The sequence below is a fragment of the Erwinia sp. AC075 genome (genome assembly GCF_979253995.1).
Window position 1 is genome coordinate 3,590,439 of sequence record NZ_CEEDEU010000001.1, and the last position, 15,834, is coordinate 3,606,272.

Consider the following 15,834-nt stretch of genomic DNA (forward strand, 5'->3'; position numbering starts at 1 on the left):
AGCATTTGAGAGACTCGAACATATCGTTGATTTCATTCTTATTACGGAGAATGAAAACGACATGTCGTTTCAATTTTCAGCTTGTTCCGGATTGTTAAAGAGCATAATACTTCGCAGCACACCGTTGCCGGTACGCTCTGAAGTATTGTCAGAAAACTGCATGGTGGAGCTAAGCGGGATCGAACCGCTGACCTCCTGCGTGCAAGGCAGGCGCTCTCCCAGCTGAGCTATAGCCCCATACAGTTACTGCAGAGACCATCTACTACCACTTACGTTCTTTTCTTTCGAAGAGGACGTTGAGGACATAACTCTTTGGGAGAAATGTAATTTTTGCTCAGGCAAGGCATGCGGAAGGGAAGTTTACCTGAGGTAAACGACCGCGCGCATAACGCAGCATGAGTGAAAATTTGGTAGGCCTGAGTGGACTTGAACCACCGACCTCACCCTTATCAGGGGTGCGCTCTAACCACCTGAGCTACAAGCCTGTAGAGGTTTTTTCTGCTCGTTACTTTTCTATCAGACAATCTGTTGTGGACACTACGCGGGAAGGTATCTTCAGGTAAGGAGGTGATCCAACCGCAGGTTCCCCTACGGTTACCTTGTTACGACTTCACCCCAGTCATGAATCACAAAGTGGTAAGCGCCCTCCCGAAGGTTAAGCTACCTACTTCTTTTGCAACCCACTCCCATGGTGTGACGGGCGGTGTGTACAAGGCCCGGGAACGTATTCACCGTAGCATTCTGATCTACGATTACTAGCGATTCCGACTTCACGGAGTCGAGTTGCAGACTCCGATCCGGACTACGACGCACTTTGTGAGGTCCGCTTGCTCTCGCGAGTTCGCTTCTCTTTGTATGCGCCATTGTAGCACGTGTGTAGCCCTGGCCGTAAGGGCCATGATGACTTGACGTCATCCCCACCTTCCTCCGGTTTGTCACCGGCAGTCTCCTTTGAGTTCCCGACATTACTCGCTGGCAACAAAGGATAAGGGTTGCGCTCGTTGCGGGACTTAACCCAACATTTCACAACACGAGCTGACGACAGCCATGCAGCACCTGTCTCACGGTTCCCGAAGGCACTAAGGCATCTCTGCCGAATTCCGTGGATGTCAAGGCCAGGTAAGGTTCTTCGCGTTGCATCGAATTAAACCACATGCTCCACCGCTTGTGCGGGCCCCCGTCAATTCATTTGAGTTTTAACCTTGCGGCCGTACTCCCCAGGCGGTCGACTTAACGCGTTAGCTCCGGAAGCCACGCCTCAAGGGCACAACCTCCAAGTCGACATCGTTTACGGCGTGGACTACCAGGGTATCTAATCCTGTTTGCTCCCCACGCTTTCGCACCTGAGCGTCAGTCTTTGTCCAGGGGGCCGCCTTCGCCACCGGTATTCCTCCAGATCTCTACGCATTTCACCGCTACACCTGGAATTCTACCCCCCTCTACAAGACTCTAGCCTGCCAGTTTCAAATGCAGTTCCCAGGTTAAGCCCGGGGATTTCACATCTGACTTGACAGACCGCCTGCGTGCGCTTTACGCCCAGTAATTCCGATTAACGCTTGCACCCTCCGTATTACCGCGGCTGCTGGCACGGAGTTAGCCGGTGCTTCTTCTGCGGGTAACGTCAATCGATAAGGTTATTAACCTTATCGCCTTCCTCCCCGCTGAAAGTACTTTACAACCCGAAGGCCTTCTTCATACACGCGGCATGGCTGCATCAGGCTTGCGCCCATTGTGCAATATTCCCCACTGCTGCCTCCCGTAGGAGTCTGGACCGTGTCTCAGTTCCAGTGTGGCTGGTCATCCTCTCAGACCAGCTAGGGATCGTCGCCTAGGTGAGCCATTACCCCACCTACTAGCTAATCCCATCTGGGCACATCCGATGGTGTGAGGCCCGAAGGTCCCCCACTTTGGTCCGAAGACGTTATGCGGTATTAGCTACCGTTTCCAGTAGTTATCCCCCTCCATCAGGCAGTTTCCCAGACATTACTCACCCGTCCGCCACTCGTCACCCGAGAGCAAGCTCTCTGTGCTACCGTTCGACTTGCATGTGTTAGGCCTGCCGCCAGCGTTCAATCTGAGCCATGATCAAACTCTTCAATTAAAAGTTCGATTTGCTGAAACAAGTTCAGCGGTGCTCAAGTGTAAAACGTCATAATGAATTTCATTATGTGTTCACTCTTAAGGCTTGATATTTTTTTGCGCCTTGCGGCGCTGATATCAATCCTGCGAGTGCCCACACAGATTGTCTGATAAATTGTTAAAGAGCAGTGCCACATAATCTCGTGTGGCGCGGGGTGCAGATATTACGCTTTCCCGCTGAAGAGTCAAGGAATTTTCTCACTTTTCTCTTCCTGACCCGGCGACCTGTAAGTCGTTGTTCCGTGTCAGTGGAGGCGCAGTATAGGGATTTTCTGGAGTCTGACAAGCGCTAAATGCAAAAAACTTTTCAACCGATTATTTTTCACTCACAAACCGACTAAAGTGCCAGTTTTTCGAGCTTTTCGAAGCCATAACGCTTCAAAACGGGCATTAATTGTACTGCCTGCTCGGTGATGTCCATGCAGAAAGCGATATTGCTGTCGGCAGAAAAAGCTGCCGGGGATTCATTTTCTAATAACCAGGCCGTACGACGCGCTATCGCCGCGCCTGAATCCACTAAACGCGTCCCTTCCGGCAATACCTGCTGTAACTCCTCATTTAACAGAGGAAAGTGGGTACAGCCCAGCACGACGGTATCCGGCGGTTCTTTCATTCGCAGCCACGGCTGCAAAATGCGGCGAACGTCTTCCAGCGGAACGGGCTTGCCTTGCAGCTTCGCTTCAGCCAGCTCAACCAGCTCTGCCGATCCCAACATTTCCGTTTTACATTCACTGGCAAAACGCGCCACCAGCTCGTGAGTATAAGGACGCTTAACCGTACCTCGTGTCGCCAGTAATCCGACGATGCCATTACGGGTCAAACGGGCAGCCGGTTTAATCGCGGGGACGACACCAACAACAGGGAAGTCAAAACGGGCACGAAGTGCTGGGAGGGTAACGGTACTGGCAGAGTTACAGGCTATCACCACTAACGCCAGCGGGTAGCGACGGGTGACAGCCTCTACGATATCGACAACGCGATGAACGATGAACTCTTCTGACTTTTCACCATAAGGAAAGGCCACGTTATCGAAAGCATAAAGGTAGTGGAGATCCGGCATCAGCTGCCGGAGCTCTTCATAGACTGAAAGCCCACCGACGCCGGAGTCAAAGACCAGCACGGTGGGACGCTCTTTAGAAGGTGTAGCTGCCGCTGAGGTAATACTCCCTTCCTGGAGTTTGATAGCCATAAACTGTCTCGTAATCTTTATCGAACAGGTTGGCTATTCTACCACGAACGGTCAGCTGAGACGTGACCGGATACGAAACGGCGAGATCCCACAGGCTCACGCCACCCAGTTTGACAGTGCGGGTAGTATAAGAGGTATTGAAGTCCTTATCGTAACGCTCGCCCAGGTATTGATAGCTGAGTGACCAGTCAAAATCATAAATCGTGTAATCCAGCTGGTACTTAACCTGCTGCTTAGCACGACGAACAAGGATTTCGTTGGTATTGCCGTCACGCGGATCCACATAGTCATAAGAAACGGTATGGCTCAGTGGGCCGGTATCGAATGACGCGGTAGCCTCTACACCTTTAATAGTGGCTTTATCGATATTGTAATAACGGAACGTGGTTGGATCGCTGTCAATCAGGTTATCAATGTCGTTGCGATAACCCGACAGGCGCCAGTTAACCGGACCGGTCAGCCCTTCGAAGCCTCCTTCCCACTGTTTGCTTTTTTCCGGGTCCAGATCGCGGTTACCATAGACTCCACTGTATAACTGGCTCAGATTTGGTGCCTTAAACGCGGTACCGTAAGAGGCGAAGACGCTGTAACCATCAACAAACTCCCACGCGGCACTGGTTTGCCAGGTGTTATGCCAGCCGAAGGTATTGTTGTCATCGCCACGAACTGCCCCTTCCAGCGTGACGCTGCCCAGCTTTTGCTGTGCCGTGGCATACACGCCGGTGTTACGTTGTTCCTGCCCTTCAGTAACAGTACTGGTGTTCGGCTCTGACGTTTGCTTCTGCCAGTCCACGCCGGCGCTGACGGTGCCGTAACCGACAGCAACGGTGTTACCCCATTGCAGGTTGTACTGCTCAACATCATCCAGCGTGGCGGGATCGGCATAACGTCCCAGACGCGGATCGTAATTGTAATCCTTGGTATGGCTGTAGCTGGCAATCAGCTGAGTGGAATAGATGTCACGGTTAAAGCGCAGCCCGGTATCCCACGTCTGGCTGTAAAGCTGACGGGTATCAACCAGTGCGCCGGGAACGTTATAACTGAGGCTGCTATCGTACGCGGTGCGGTTGTCGTAGCCATAGCCACGCACAAAACCGCTCAGCTCGTCACTAAACTGTTGTTCTACCGAGCCGTAGAGGGATTTACTCATAAATCCATCACGATCTTTCTGTGCCGGGTCCCCGTAGACGTCAGGATAGTTGGCAACCACGTCATAACCCTTGGTATAGGTATAGTTACCTGCCAGGGTCACCCGGGTGTTTGGTCCAAGCATCTGCTGAGTCGAACCATCATAAGACTGATAGCCATTCGAGCCGACGCCGGCGGTAAGCGTCGTACCTGGTTTGCTGCGGCCGGTGATAATGTTAACCACACCGCCAATGGCATCTGAGCCGTATACGGCAGAACGCGCGCCACGGACGTATTCAATACGCTGGACAAGTGAAATGGGGATCTGGCTGAGGTCGGAAGAGCCGCTGATACCGGCCTGGTTCAGACGGACACCATCAATCAGCACCAGCACATGGCGGGATTCGGTACCACGGATAAACAACGAGCTCTGCTGTCCCAGGCCCCCGGACTGCGCGATATCAACACCGGGCAGACGACGCATCACATCCGCGACGCTTTTGGACTGCCAACGGTCAATTTCTTCCCGGGTGACAACCGTAGTCGGGGCTAATACCGAAGAAACAGGCTGCGCAAAGCGATTCGCCGTGGTGACCAGCGTATTATCCGCATCCTGTGCAAAGCCATTTTGCGCCCAGAGGGAAATCGCCGTTGCGCTAAAAGCCAACAGTGGGGTTTTATTAATTATCATTTTTGACAAAGCATCCATAAATTCATGCAGGATGCCGCAGGCCTGCGACCGATAGCACGCGATGGTCACAGGAATTGCGACGTAATACCGGCAGGTCTTCGGGCTCGGAATCATAAATGGCGAAGACTTCCCATCCGGAGACAGTGTCTGAATTACGTTCGCCAAGACATTCCCTACCGCTGCGCGTCAGCTCCAGCTTGGTACTGGATTCCCTTTTAACTGTTTGAAAGGCCGGAAATCGCATCTTATGTTCAACAATGAGAGAAGTCCAGATATCCAGACATCCAAAACCCAGCGAAACTGCACAATACTGGACATTGAGTGCCAGATGCCTACAATCGCCCGGCAATAAAAGCCCTTCAACCCAGGAAAACGCATGACGCCCGAACAGCTGCCCATTGAACACTATGATGCCCAACTTGAGGAAAAGGTTACCCGTCTGCAGACGTTGATGACCCCGTTTGCGGCTCCGGAAGTTGACGTATTTCGTTCACCGGTCAGCCATTACCGTATGCGCGCGGAGTTTCGTCTCTGGCATGAAGGGGATGACCTGTATCACATCATCTTTGATCAACAGACCCGCGAGCGGATTCGGGTTGACAGCTTCCCGGCGGCCAGCCAGTTAATCAATGCGCTGATGCCACGCCTGATTGCCGCCGTTCGCGATAACAAAACGCTGCGCCACAAGCTTTTCCAGGTCGATTATCTGTCCACGCTGAGCAACCAGATCGTGGTTTCAATGCTGTATCACCGTGCTCTGACCGAAGAGTGGCAGCAGGAAGCGGAAGCCCTGCGGGATGCGCTGCGGGCAGAAGGCTTTGACGTACAGCTGATTGGTCGCGCCACCAAGACCAAAATCTGCCTGGATCGCGATTACGTTGATGAGTGTTTACCGGTTGCCGGAAAAGACATTATCTATCGTCAGGTCGAAAACAGCTTCACCCAGCCGAATGCGGCGATGAATATTCAGATGCTGGAGTGGGCGCTGGAAGTCACCAAAGATTCATCCGGGGATTTGCTGGAGCTGTATTGCGGTAACGGCAATTTCTCGCTGGCGCTGGCCCGCAACTTTAACCGCGTGCTGGCGACTGAAATCGCGAAACCGTCGGTGGCCTCAGCTCAGTACAATATTGCGGTGAACAATATTGATAACGTGCAGATCATCCGCATGTCAGCGGAAGAGTTTACCGAAGCAATGAAAGGGAAGCGCCAGTTCAGGCGTCTGGAAGGCATCGATTTGCAGAGCTATCAGTGCGAGACGATCTTCGTCGATCCGCCGCGCAGTGGGCTGGATGCCGATACGGTGAAAATGGTGCAGGCTTACCCGCGCATCCTTTATATCTCCTGCAACCCGCAAACGCTGTGCGAAAACCTGGCCACACTGTCAGAAACGCACACGGTTGAGAAGCTGGCGCTGTTCGATCAGTTCCCGTATACCCACCATATGGAGTGCGGCGTTCTGCTGACCCGACGCTAAAAGGTTGGGCGACCTCAGTCGCCCATTTTACTCCTGGCTTTTGCGCGTACGCAGCTTCAGCCCAATCCAGAACACCAGCGCTACCATCAGGATGGTCGGGATAAAGTTAGAGCCGATTTCCGGGTATTCCGCGCGCACAATGGCGCTGTAAAGCAGGATACCAAGCAGAAAAAAAGCGGCGGCCAGTGAAGGCATGCCATCCGGCATTGAGCGGTTAAGATAGCGTTGATGCAGGCACCAGGCCGCCAGGCCAAGCGCGATAAGCGGAAAAATTGAGAACGGCACAAGGGAACTGAATAACACCGAAAACGTCCCGTTGATCGACAAACCGGTAAGAAATGCCAGCAACAGCGTACCTCTGTCACGGCCAGGCGCTAAACTCATGTCACTTTCCTTTAGTCATGGGATTCCAGCGTTACCGCCAGCCTCTCCTGTTCACGACGATACCAGTAATAAGCCCCTTTCGAAATCATCCGCAGCTGCAACACCAGCCGTTCTTCCAGCTGACGGCGCTGATCGATATCGATATCCAGCGCTTCTGCACCGGCGTTAAACACGATAATGACCATGGCTTCCGCCTGCGCTTCAGTGAAGCTGCGCGGCATGCGGTTTTCAATCTCAAGGTAGTCCGCCAGTTCGGCGATAAAATGCTGAATTTCCCGGGCCACCGCGGCACGAAACGCCGCCGAAGTCCCCGAACGTTCCCGCAGCAACAGGCGGAATGCGTTGGGATTGTTGCCAATAAACTCCATAAACGTGGAGACCGAGGTGCGAATGACGCTGCCCCCTTTGGCGATGCGTTGACGCGCCTGGCGCATCAGCTGGCGTAGCATCAGACCACTTTCATCTACCATGGTTAGCCCTAACTCATCTACATCACGGAAATGACGATAGAATGACGTCGGTGCGATCCCCGCTTCCCTGGCGACTTCTCTCAGACTCAGGCTGGCAAAACTCCGCTCGGCACTTAGTTGACTAAATGCCGCTTCAATCAGCGAACGTCTTGTCCGTTCTTTCTGCTGTGCTCTGACGCCCATGGTAGTCATGTTTGTGCCTGTTTTACTTAGCTGATCGGCACTATAACAAAAATTTCAGCGTACAGTGGCATCTAGTTTGTGAGCGCCTGTTAACCCCACGCTTTGACAAATGATGGCAAAAAAGTCGGTTAGAATTGGGAAGTGGTCATCGGGATGTTAGAATCTCGTTGAAAAATTGTATAAAAAAATAGGACGTATTGGTATGCAACAGTCTTATGATTACGACGCCATTGTGATTGGTTCAGGTCCTGGCGGTGAGGGAGCCGCCATGGGCCTGCTGAAACAGGGTGCCCGCATCGCCGTTATCGAGCGCTATCACAACATCGGTGGCGGCTGTACGCATTGGGGAACCATTCCATCTAAAGCACTGCGTCACGCAGTCAGCCGTATTATCGAGTTCAACCAGAACCCACTTTACAGCGATCAGACCCGTCTGTTGCGCTCCTCGTTTGCCGACATCCTTAACCACACTGAAAACGTGATTAGCCAGCAAACCCGTATGCGCCAGGGGTTCTATGAACGTAACCGCTGCGAACTTTATCAGGGTGATGCACGCTTTATCGATGCCAACACCATTGAAATTGCGTCCCACGACGGTAGCCTGGAGCGCCTGACGGCAGAGAAATTTGTCATCGCCTGCGGTTCACGCCCTTACCATCCTGCAGACGTCGACTTTACCCATCCTCGCGTGTACGACAGCGACTCCATTCTGAACCTGCACCATGAACCCGGCCACGTCATTATTTATGGCGCTGGGGTGATTGGCTGTGAGTACGCCTCAATCTTCCGTGGCCTGAACGTGAAGGTCGATTTGATTAACACTCGCGACCACCTGCTGGCGTTCCTCGATCAGGAAATTTCGGATTCGCTTTCCTACCACTTCTGGAACAGCGGCGTGGTTATTCGCCATAACGAGGAGTTCGAGAAGATTGAAGGCGTCAGTGACGGGGTGATTATGCACCTGAAGTCAGGCAAGAAAGTGAAAGCTGACTGCCTGCTTTACGCCAACGGACGTACCGGTAACACCGATTCGCTGTCGCTGGAAAATGTGGGTCTGGAAGCGGACGGCCGTGGATTGCTGAAAGTGAACAGCATGTATCAGACCGCTCAACCGCATATTTACGCGGTGGGTGATGTGATTGGCTACCCAAGTCTGGCCTCTGCGGCCTACGATCAGGGCCGTATTGCGGCACAGGCGCTGATTAAAGGTGAAGCCAATGCTCACCTGATTGAAGACATCCCTACCGGGATTTATACCATCCCTGAGATCAGCTCTGTCGGCAAAACGGAACAGCAGCTGACGGCGATGAAGGTGCCATACGAAGTCGGTCGTGCGCAGTTTAAGCATCTGGCGCGTGCGCAGATTGTCGGGATGAATGTTGGGAGCCTGAAAATTCTCTTCCACCGCGAAACCAAAGAGATCCTTGGCATCCACTGCTTTGGTGAGCGTGCTGCGGAGATCATTCATATCGGCCAGGCCATCATGGAACAGAAGAACGGCGGCAACACGATCGAGTACTTCGTGAATACCACCTTCAACTATCCCACCATGGCCGAAGCCTACCGCGTGGCGGCATTAAACGGTTTAAACCGCCTGTTTTAACGCCGGGCCCATATAGTTTTGCATATGGACCTTGATTGCCTCTGCCAGCTGCTCATAGCGGCCGCGCAGTGGCGATCCAGGGCGATAAACCAGCGCGATAGTACGCTGCGGGACAGGTTTGTAGCACGGCAGATAGCAAACCCCGTCGCGCACGCGTTCTTTCGGTACGGCTAACGCAGGTAACAGCGTAATGCCGCTGCCTGCTGCCACCATATTGCGCAACGTCTCCAGACTGGTCGCACGGAAGTGCGTATCTTCATCTGCGCCTGCCTGGAAGCAGAATCCCATTGCCTGATCGCGTAAGCAGTGCCCGTCTTCCAGCATCAACAGCTTTTCACCGGCCAAATCGGACATCGGTACACGATCGCGATCGCGCCACGGGTGATCCTGATAAATCGCCAGCTTCATCGGCTCGTCAAACAACGGCACCTCAATAAAGGCTTCCGACTCTTTCACCAGCGCCAGAATGGCACAATCCAGCTTCCCGCTATCCAGCTGAGCCAGCAACTGTTGGGTCTGCGCTTCGTGCAGGTACATTTCCAGCTTAGGGAAGGTTTTATGCAGGTTGGGGACGATCTGCGGCAACAAATACGGCCCGACAGTCGGTATCAGCCCGATATGCATTGGCCCGGACATCTCTTCGCCTTGCTGGCTGGCCATCTCCTTTAGCACTTTCACTTCACGTAAAACCGTACGCGCCTGATCGACCAGCAACAGTCCAGCCTGGGTAAACAGTACCTTACGACTGGTTCGCTCGAGTAACATCACGCCAAGCTCATCTTCGAGCTTGCGGATCTGGCCGCTCAGGGTGGGTTGGCTGACATGGCAGGAATCTGCTGCACGTCGAAAATGACGATGTTCGGCCAACGCTACCAGGTATTCAAGATCACGAATATTCATTTTATCCTCCGGGCCACGATAGTCCGTGGCGATAGATAGGATAGCAATCAACGATTATCCCTATCAAGCGCAGATGGCAATAATGTCCCCCGTTCGCGAGATAAATCAATTTTTAAGAAATTACAGAGGGTATTTATGTTTGCTAGTCAGGAAGGTAAGTCAGTCCCGCAGGTCACTTTTCATACTCGTCAGGGCGATAACTGGGTAGATGTTACTACTGATGAGCTGTTCAAAGATAAAACCGTCATTCTGTTTTCGCTGCCGGGTGCCTTTACCCCAACCTGCTCTTCCAGCCATTTACCACGTTACAACGAACTGTCTGACGTCTTTAAAAAGCACGGCGTTGATAGCATTCTCTGCGTGTCGGTAAATGACACCTTTGTGATGAATGCCTGGAAAGCCGATCAGCACGCCTCGAACATTACGTTTATTCCCGATGGCAACGGTGATTTTACCCGTGGCATGGAGATGCTGGTTGAGAAAGCCGACCTCGGCTTTGGCCCACGTTCATGGCGTTACTCCATGCTGGTGCGCAACGGCGTGGTAGAAAAAATGTTCGTTGAACCCAACAAGCCGGGCGACCCGTTTGAAGTGTCTGATGCTGACACCATGCTGCGCTATCTGGCACCGGAATTTAAGGTGCAGGAGTCCGTCTCGCTGTTCACCAAGCCAGGCTGTTCATTCTGCGCTAAGGCCAAACAGATGCTGCAGGATCGCGGTATTCAGTACGAGGAGATTGTGCTGGGCCAGGACGCGACAACCGTCAGCCTTCGCGCCGTAACGGGCCGAGCAACGGTGCCACAGGTCTTTATCGGTGGACGCCACATTGGTGGCAGCGACGATCTGGAAAAGTTTTTTGTAGCCTGAGAACCTGAGCAGAACGGGTGATGCCTGCATGACCCGTTCTCTTATGTGCCGAGAACGTATAATAAAGTCGAATCTTATTTGGCGGACCCTTGGTCCGCCTTTTTTTCGCGAGAAGGAAAACGCTTCCCGCTCTGACGCACCTTAAATCAGACGATTTTTCGCATCAGTGATCGCCAGCGACACCTGATGAGGAGAAACGCCGCCCTTCGCATTACGTTTGTCCAGGCAGGATTGCAGTGACAGGAACGGATAGACATCTTCGGCAATCACGCTGCTGTAAGCCTGCAATTCCGTCAGCGGCAGAGCTTCCAGCGCCACGCCTTTAGCAATCGCCGCCACCACCACTTCACCGACAACATGGTGAGCTTCACGGAACGGCACGCCTTTGCTGACCAGATAATCCGCCAGTTCGGTTGAGTTAGCGTAACCCTGTTCTGCCGCTTCCTGACAACGCGGACGCTTCACCTGAATACCATCCAGCACCAGCGCCGCCATATGCAGGCAGTCTGACCAGGTATCCAGCGCGTCAAACAGGCCTTCTTTGTCTTCCTGCATGTCTTTGTTGTAAGCCAGCGGCAGACCTTTCAATGTCATCATCATGCCGGTCAGTGCGCCCTGTACACGGCCACATTTGCCACGGATCAGCTCCAGCGCATCCGGGTTTTTCTTCTGAGGCATCAGAGAAGAACCGGAGGTCACGCGGTCGGATAGCTCTACAAAGCCCGCTTCACCGGTGTTAAAGAAGATCAGGTCTTCTGCGAAACGCGACAGATGCACCATGCCGATCGAGGCATTGGACAGCAGTTCCAGCACGTGATCGCGGTCAGACACCGTGTCCAGACTGTTACGGGTGGCGGACGCAAAGCCCAACCAGCCGGCCAGCTGTTCACGATCGATTTCGTACGCGGTTCCGGCTAATGCGCCACAGCCTAACGGGCTGACATCCAGGCGCTTCAGCGTATCCTGCAGGCGGCTTTCATCGCGCGCCAGCATTTCCACATATGCCAGGCACCAGTGCGCAAAGGTCACCGGCTGAGCGCGTTGCAGGTGGGTGTAACCCGGCATCACCGCATCCTGGTTTGCTTCCGCAGTGGCCACCAGCGCCTGCTGCAACTGGCGGGAAGCGATCAGCAATTCGCTGACCTGCGCTTTACACCACAATTTCAGATCGGTCGCCACCTGGTCATTACGGCTGCGTCCGGTATGGAGCTTTTTGCCAAGCGCGCCGACCTTCTCGATCAGGCGTCCCTCAACATAGCTGTGAATATCTTCTGCATCGCTTTCAAGGATTTGCTGCGGATTGGCACGCACCTCTTCCAGCAATACCGTCAGCGCGCTTTCCAGCTGCTGCTGCTCTTCTGCTGTCAGAACATTGACCGTCACCAGCGCTTTGGACCAGGCAACGGATCCGACAATATCCTGCTCTGCCAGACGATAGTCGAAGCGCAGCGAGTCATTAAACTGTTTGAAACGTTGATCTGCTGCCTGAGTAAACCGTCCACCCCAAAGTGCCATGTCAGTGCTCCATTAATTCGTTTGGTGAGAGTAAATTTTTAGCGGGGCGCCAGAGAGGATCTCCCTGGCGCGATTGGCCTGAACTCAGGCCTTGTTCTTTTCGTTCAGCGCACGGATGCGTGAAGAAAGGGAGAACAGACGGATGAAGCCACCCGCGTGACGGTGATCGTACACTTCATCTTCGCCGAAGGTCGCGAACTCTTCAGAATAGAGGCTGTTAGCCGATTTCTTCTGCGTTGCCGTCACGGTGCCTTTGTACAGCTGCAGCACCACTTCACCGTTCACGTCTTCAGCCAGTGACTCAGCCGCCGCCTGGATGGATTTGCGCAGTGGCGCGAACCAGCGACCGTCGTACACCACATACGACATCTCATGGCCCAACTGCTCACGCCATTTGAAGCTGTCACGGTCCAGAACCAGCTGCTCTACGGCGCGCAGTGCGTTCACCATGATGGTGCCGCCTGGGGTTTCGTAGCAGCCGCGGGATTTGATGCCGACCAGACGGTTTTCCACGATGTCGATACGGCCAACGCCGTGTTTGGCACCGATCACGTTCAGCGCGTCCAGACACTGGAACGGGCTCATCGCTTTGCCGTTAACCGCAACAACGCGGCCTTTCTCAACAGTCACAGTCACCTGCTCCGGCTGATCTGGCGCTTCCAGCGGATCGACGGTCCACACCCAGCAATCTTTATTCGGTGCATTCCATGGGCTTTCCAGCACGCCGCCTTCGGTAGAGATATGCCAGGCGTTTTCATCACGGCTGTAGATCTTTTCCAGAGAGGCGGTGGTTGGGATGTTGCGCTCTTTCAGGTAGTCCAGCAGGGCTTCACGGGAACGCAGGTTCCACTCACGCCATGGCGCAACCACTTTCAGCTGTGGTGCCAGCGCGGTATAGGTGGTTTCGAAACGCACCTGGTCGTTACCCTTACCGGTCGCACCGTGGCACAGCGCATCGGCACCCACTTTCAACGCCAGCTCAACCTGCGCTTTAGCGATGATTGGACGCGCCATCGAGGTGCCCAGCAGATAGGTGCCTTCGTACAACGCACCGGTCTGCAGCACGGGGTAAACGTATTCGCTGATGAATTCTTCACGCAGATCGACAACGTGACATTCGGACGCGCCTGACTGCAGAGCTTTCTGCTCAACGCCTTCAAGATCGCCACGTTCCTGACCGATATCAGCCACAAATGCGACCACTTCACAGCCGCCGTAGTTCTCTTTCAGCCATGGAATGATGGCGGAGGTATCCAGACCACCGGAGTAAGCCAGAACGATTTTTTTGATGCTCTTGTCTTGCATTGTCTTTTCCTTGAATCCGTTTCTGATTAAGCGAGGATCCGGGTGCCAATTGACACGCCGTTAAATAGGGTCGGCAGCTGCTCAGCATGACGCCAGCTGGCGATATCCACCGGACGGCCCAGCGTGCGGGCAGCGTCCAGGGCTGCATTGACTTTGACAATCATACCGTCGGTGATCACGCCTTCAGCAATCAACTTCTCAGCTTTGGCGGCGGTCATCTCTTCGATACGCTGTCCCTGGCCGTCGAGGATGCCACTGACATCTGACAGCAGGATTAAATCGGCACCCAGGGTGGCCGCCAATGCGGTCGCAGCCTGGTCGGCGTTGACGTTCATTAACTTACCATCCTGAGTGATGCCGATGGAACTGATCACTGGCAGGAAACCGGCGGTCAGCAGAGTATTAATTAACACCGGGGAACCTGGCGTGGCCAGACCCACGTGGCCGAGTTCTTCGTCGAAGGCTTCCACGTTAACGCTGCTGCCGTCGCCCAGGCAGAGGCCAACTGCCTCGATGCCGTGCTTTTTCGACCAGGCCAGCAGGGTTTTGTTTGCGGTTCCCGCCAGCGCGCCGGTAATAATGTCGATCTGATCCGCAGGCGTGACGCGCAGGCCATTTTTCTTTTTCACCGGCAGCGAGAGCTTGCTCATCAGCTCATCCACCAGGCAGCCACCGCCGTGCACAATCAGCAGTGGACGCTGATGCTCAGCCCGGTAGGCCACCAGCGCGCCAAACAGGCGCTCCAGCGCTTCTTCGCTATCCAGCAGCACGCCACCGAGTTTAATAATTAAAGGAGTCGTCATAATCATCTTCACCGATTAAATAAGTGACTGCGTTTCCGGGAAGCCGAAACGAATATTCAGGCATTGCACTGCCTGCGAGGAGGCGCCTTTCAACAGGTTGTCTTCTGCCGACACGACAATCAGGTGTTCACCCTTCACCGCAAAACCGATGTCGCAGAATGGCAGACCAACAACACCCTTAATTGACGGCACGCCTTTGTCGTAAACACGCACCAATGGCTTATCGTGATAGGCATTATGGAACGCTTCTGCCACGTCGTCAGCGGTCACACCTGCTTTTAACCGGCAGGTGGTGGTAGCCAGAATACCGCGCGGGAAGTTGCCCAGATGCGGGGTGAAGATCACCGGCACACCGAGGTGCGCTTCGATTTCTGGGTGATGACGATGGGTGAAAATACCGTACGGCTGCAGGCTGACTTCACAGAAGCTGGTGCCGACCGCCGCTTTGCGCCCTGCCCCGCTCACGCCGCTGGTGGCATTGATCACCGGCCATTGCGCATCGTTCAGCAGGCCCGCTTCGACCAGCGGCTTTAAGGCCAGCTGGGCAGCGGTAGGATAGCAACCCGGCACCGCAATCAGCTGCGCTTCTTTAATTTTGTCATGCTGCCATTCGGCCAGACCATATACCGCTTTTTCCAGCCAGTCCTGATGCTGATGCGGGAAGCCGTAGTAGTCTGTGAAGAAGCTTTGATCGTTCACGCGGAAAGCAGCGGAGAGATCGAATACCACACAACCCGCGGCGAGGAACTCTGGCGCAAGGTCATGGCTGACTTCGTGAGCGGTCGCCAGAAAAACGACGTCCACTTTATCGGCATACTGCGAGGCGCTGCTCAAGGGCTGCAGCGGCATATCAAGGATGCCTTTCAGCTGCGGATGAAGATCGGAAAGTAATTTTCCTGCGTCCGGGCTTTGCGCTGAAACCGCCAAAGCGGTTATGTTCACCTGTGGATGACGATTCAGGTAAGTCGCAAGCTCTACGCCAGCATAACCACTGGCACCAACAATCAGCGTATTCAACATCAGACTGACACCTTTTTCTGGTCTCAAATTTCCGGGCTGCAGCGAATTTTCGCTGTCTTCCCACGCGAGCGGCGCTGGACGATGGAGCAATTTGTGGTTTCCATCCGTACGCCGTTAATGTATTTTTATTCACTATTAATGCATGAATATGACACTATCC

Annotated in this window: 12 protein-coding genes, 2 tRNA genes, 1 rRNA gene and 1 riboswitch; of the genes, 3 read left to right on the forward strand and 12 right to left on the reverse strand. The window is 53.9% G+C overall.

Annotated features, from left to right (window positions below; all coding sequences use genetic code 11):
* Positions 1-161: 161 nt before the first annotated feature.
* From AC0IXH_RS16895 to btuB, 5 genes are all read right to left on the reverse strand, one after another.
* Positions 162-237, reverse strand: a tRNA-Ala gene (locus AC0IXH_RS16895).
* A 171-nt stretch (positions 238-408) separates the two neighbouring features.
* A tRNA-Ile gene (locus AC0IXH_RS16900) sits at positions 409-485 on the reverse strand.
* Positions 486-560: 75 nt separating this feature from the next.
* A 16S ribosomal RNA gene (locus AC0IXH_RS16905) occupies positions 561-2,101 on the reverse strand.
* 375 nt (positions 2,102-2,476) lie between these two features.
* Positions 2,477-3,328 (reverse strand): glutamate racemase, encoded by an 852-nt coding sequence (gene murI, locus AC0IXH_RS16910; protein ID WP_471720741.1) that lies wholly within the window; start codon positions 3,326-3,328, stop codon positions 2,477-2,479.
* Positions 3,273-5,147 carry a TonB-dependent vitamin B12 receptor BtuB gene (gene btuB, locus AC0IXH_RS16915; protein ID WP_471720742.1) on the reverse strand — a complete coding sequence of 625 codons (1,875 nt, stop codon included), beginning with the start codon at positions 5,145-5,147 and terminating at the stop codon, positions 3,273-3,275. The genes murI and btuB overlap by 56 nt, the downstream gene beginning before the upstream one ends.
* 72 nt (positions 5,148-5,219) lie before the next feature.
* Positions 5,220-5,399, reverse strand: a riboswitch (cobalamin riboswitch).
* A 124-nt stretch (positions 5,400-5,523) separates the two neighbouring features.
* Between btuB and trmA the strand changes: the two genes are divergently transcribed.
* On the forward strand, positions 5,524-6,624 hold the full coding sequence (gene trmA, locus AC0IXH_RS16920; protein WP_134823171.1) for a tRNA (uridine(54)-C5)-methyltransferase TrmA: 1,101 nt from the start codon (positions 5,524-5,526) through the stop codon (positions 6,622-6,624).
* 27 nt (positions 6,625-6,651) lie between these two features.
* Here the strand turns inward: trmA and AC0IXH_RS16925 are convergent, their stop codons facing one another.
* Both AC0IXH_RS16925 and fabR read right to left on the reverse strand, forming a co-directional pair.
* Complete coding sequence (locus tag AC0IXH_RS16925) at positions 6,652-7,008, reverse strand: YijD family membrane protein (RefSeq protein WP_013200215.1); 357 nt, start codon at positions 7,006-7,008, stop codon at positions 6,652-6,654.
* 11 nt (positions 7,009-7,019) lie between these two features.
* Positions 7,020-7,661 (reverse strand): HTH-type transcriptional repressor FabR, encoded by a 642-nt coding sequence (fabR, locus tag AC0IXH_RS16930; protein ID WP_041692180.1) that lies wholly within the window; start codon positions 7,659-7,661, stop codon positions 7,020-7,022.
* A gap of 202 nt (positions 7,662-7,863) precedes the next feature.
* Between fabR and sthA the strand changes: the two genes are divergently transcribed.
* Positions 7,864-9,264: a Si-specific NAD(P)(+) transhydrogenase gene (sthA, locus tag AC0IXH_RS16935; protein ID WP_013200213.1), complete on the forward strand. Its 1,401-nt coding sequence runs from the start codon at positions 7,864-7,866 to the stop codon at positions 9,262-9,264.
* Here sthA and oxyR read toward each other — a convergent pair.
* Complete coding sequence (gene oxyR, locus AC0IXH_RS16940) at positions 9,247-10,164, reverse strand: DNA-binding transcriptional regulator OxyR (RefSeq protein ID WP_013200212.1); 918 nt, start codon at positions 10,162-10,164, stop codon at positions 9,247-9,249. The two genes, sthA and oxyR, sit on opposite strands and share 18 nt — an antisense overlap.
* A 135-nt stretch (positions 10,165-10,299) precedes the next feature.
* Here oxyR and AC0IXH_RS16945 point away from each other — a divergent pair, with 135 nt between their 5' ends.
* Positions 10,300-11,031, forward strand: coding sequence for a redoxin family protein (locus tag AC0IXH_RS16945; RefSeq protein WP_013200211.1), 732 nt, complete (start codon positions 10,300-10,302; stop codon positions 11,029-11,031).
* A gap of 141 nt (positions 11,032-11,172) precedes the next feature.
* Here AC0IXH_RS16945 and argH read toward each other — a convergent pair whose 3' ends face one another.
* From argH to argC, 4 genes are all read right to left on the reverse strand, one after another.
* Positions 11,173-12,546, reverse strand: coding sequence for an argininosuccinate lyase (gene argH, locus AC0IXH_RS16950; RefSeq protein WP_013200210.1), 1,374 nt, complete (start codon positions 12,544-12,546; stop codon positions 11,173-11,175).
* A gap of 84 nt (positions 12,547-12,630) precedes the next feature.
* A complete protein-coding gene (locus tag AC0IXH_RS16955) occupies positions 12,631-13,851 on the reverse strand; it encodes an argininosuccinate synthase (RefSeq protein WP_013200209.1) in 1,221 nt (406 codons plus the stop codon).
* 26 nt (positions 13,852-13,877) lie between these two features.
* A complete protein-coding gene (gene argB, locus AC0IXH_RS16960) occupies positions 13,878-14,654 on the reverse strand; it encodes an acetylglutamate kinase (protein ID WP_053145354.1) in 777 nt (258 codons plus the stop codon).
* Between the two features lie 15 nt (positions 14,655-14,669).
* Positions 14,670-15,674 carry an N-acetyl-gamma-glutamyl-phosphate reductase gene (gene argC / locus AC0IXH_RS16965; protein WP_013200207.1) on the reverse strand — a complete coding sequence of 335 codons (1,005 nt, stop codon included), beginning with the start codon at positions 15,672-15,674 and terminating at the stop codon, positions 14,670-14,672.
* Positions 15,675-15,834: the final 160 nt, after the last annotated feature.

Bases quoted from the DNA above. Each gene is read 5' to 3' on its own strand.
- argH (WP_013200210.1), bottom strand. From the start codon at position 12,546: ATGGCACTTTGGGGTGGACGGTTTACTCAGGCAGCAGATCAACGTTTC.
- oxyR (WP_013200212.1), bottom strand. From the start codon at position 10,164: ATGAATATTCGTGATCTTGAATACCTGGTAGCGTTGGCCGAACATCGT.
- argB (WP_053145354.1), bottom strand. From the start codon at position 14,654: ATGACGACTCCTTTAATTATTAAACTCGGTGGCGTGCTGCTGGATAGC.
- sthA (WP_013200213.1), top strand. From the start codon at position 7,864: ATGCAACAGTCTTATGATTACGACGCCATTGTGATTGGTTCAGGTCCT.
- AC0IXH_RS16945 (WP_013200211.1), top strand. From the start codon at position 10,300: ATGTTTGCTAGTCAGGAAGGTAAGTCAGTCCCGCAGGTCACTTTTCAT.
- AC0IXH_RS16925 (WP_013200215.1), bottom strand. From the start codon at position 7,008: ATGAGTTTAGCGCCTGGCCGTGACAGAGGTACGCTGTTGCTGGCATTT.
- trmA (WP_134823171.1), top strand. From the start codon at position 5,524: ATGACGCCCGAACAGCTGCCCATTGAACACTATGATGCCCAACTTGAG.
- fabR (WP_041692180.1), bottom strand. From the start codon at position 7,661: ATGGGCGTCAGAGCACAGCAGAAAGAACGGACAAGACGTTCGCTGATT.
- AC0IXH_RS16955 (WP_013200209.1), bottom strand. From the start codon at position 13,851: ATGCAAGACAAGAGCATCAAAAAAATCGTTCTGGCTTACTCCGGTGGT.
- argC (WP_013200207.1), bottom strand. From the start codon at position 15,674: ATGTTGAATACGCTGATTGTTGGTGCCAGTGGTTATGCTGGCGTAGAG.
- btuB (WP_471720742.1), bottom strand. From the start codon at position 5,147: ATGATAATTAATAAAACCCCACTGTTGGCTTTTAGCGCAACGGCGATT.
- murI (WP_471720741.1), bottom strand. From the start codon at position 3,328: ATGGCTATCAAACTCCAGGAAGGGAGTATTACCTCAGCGGCAGCTACA.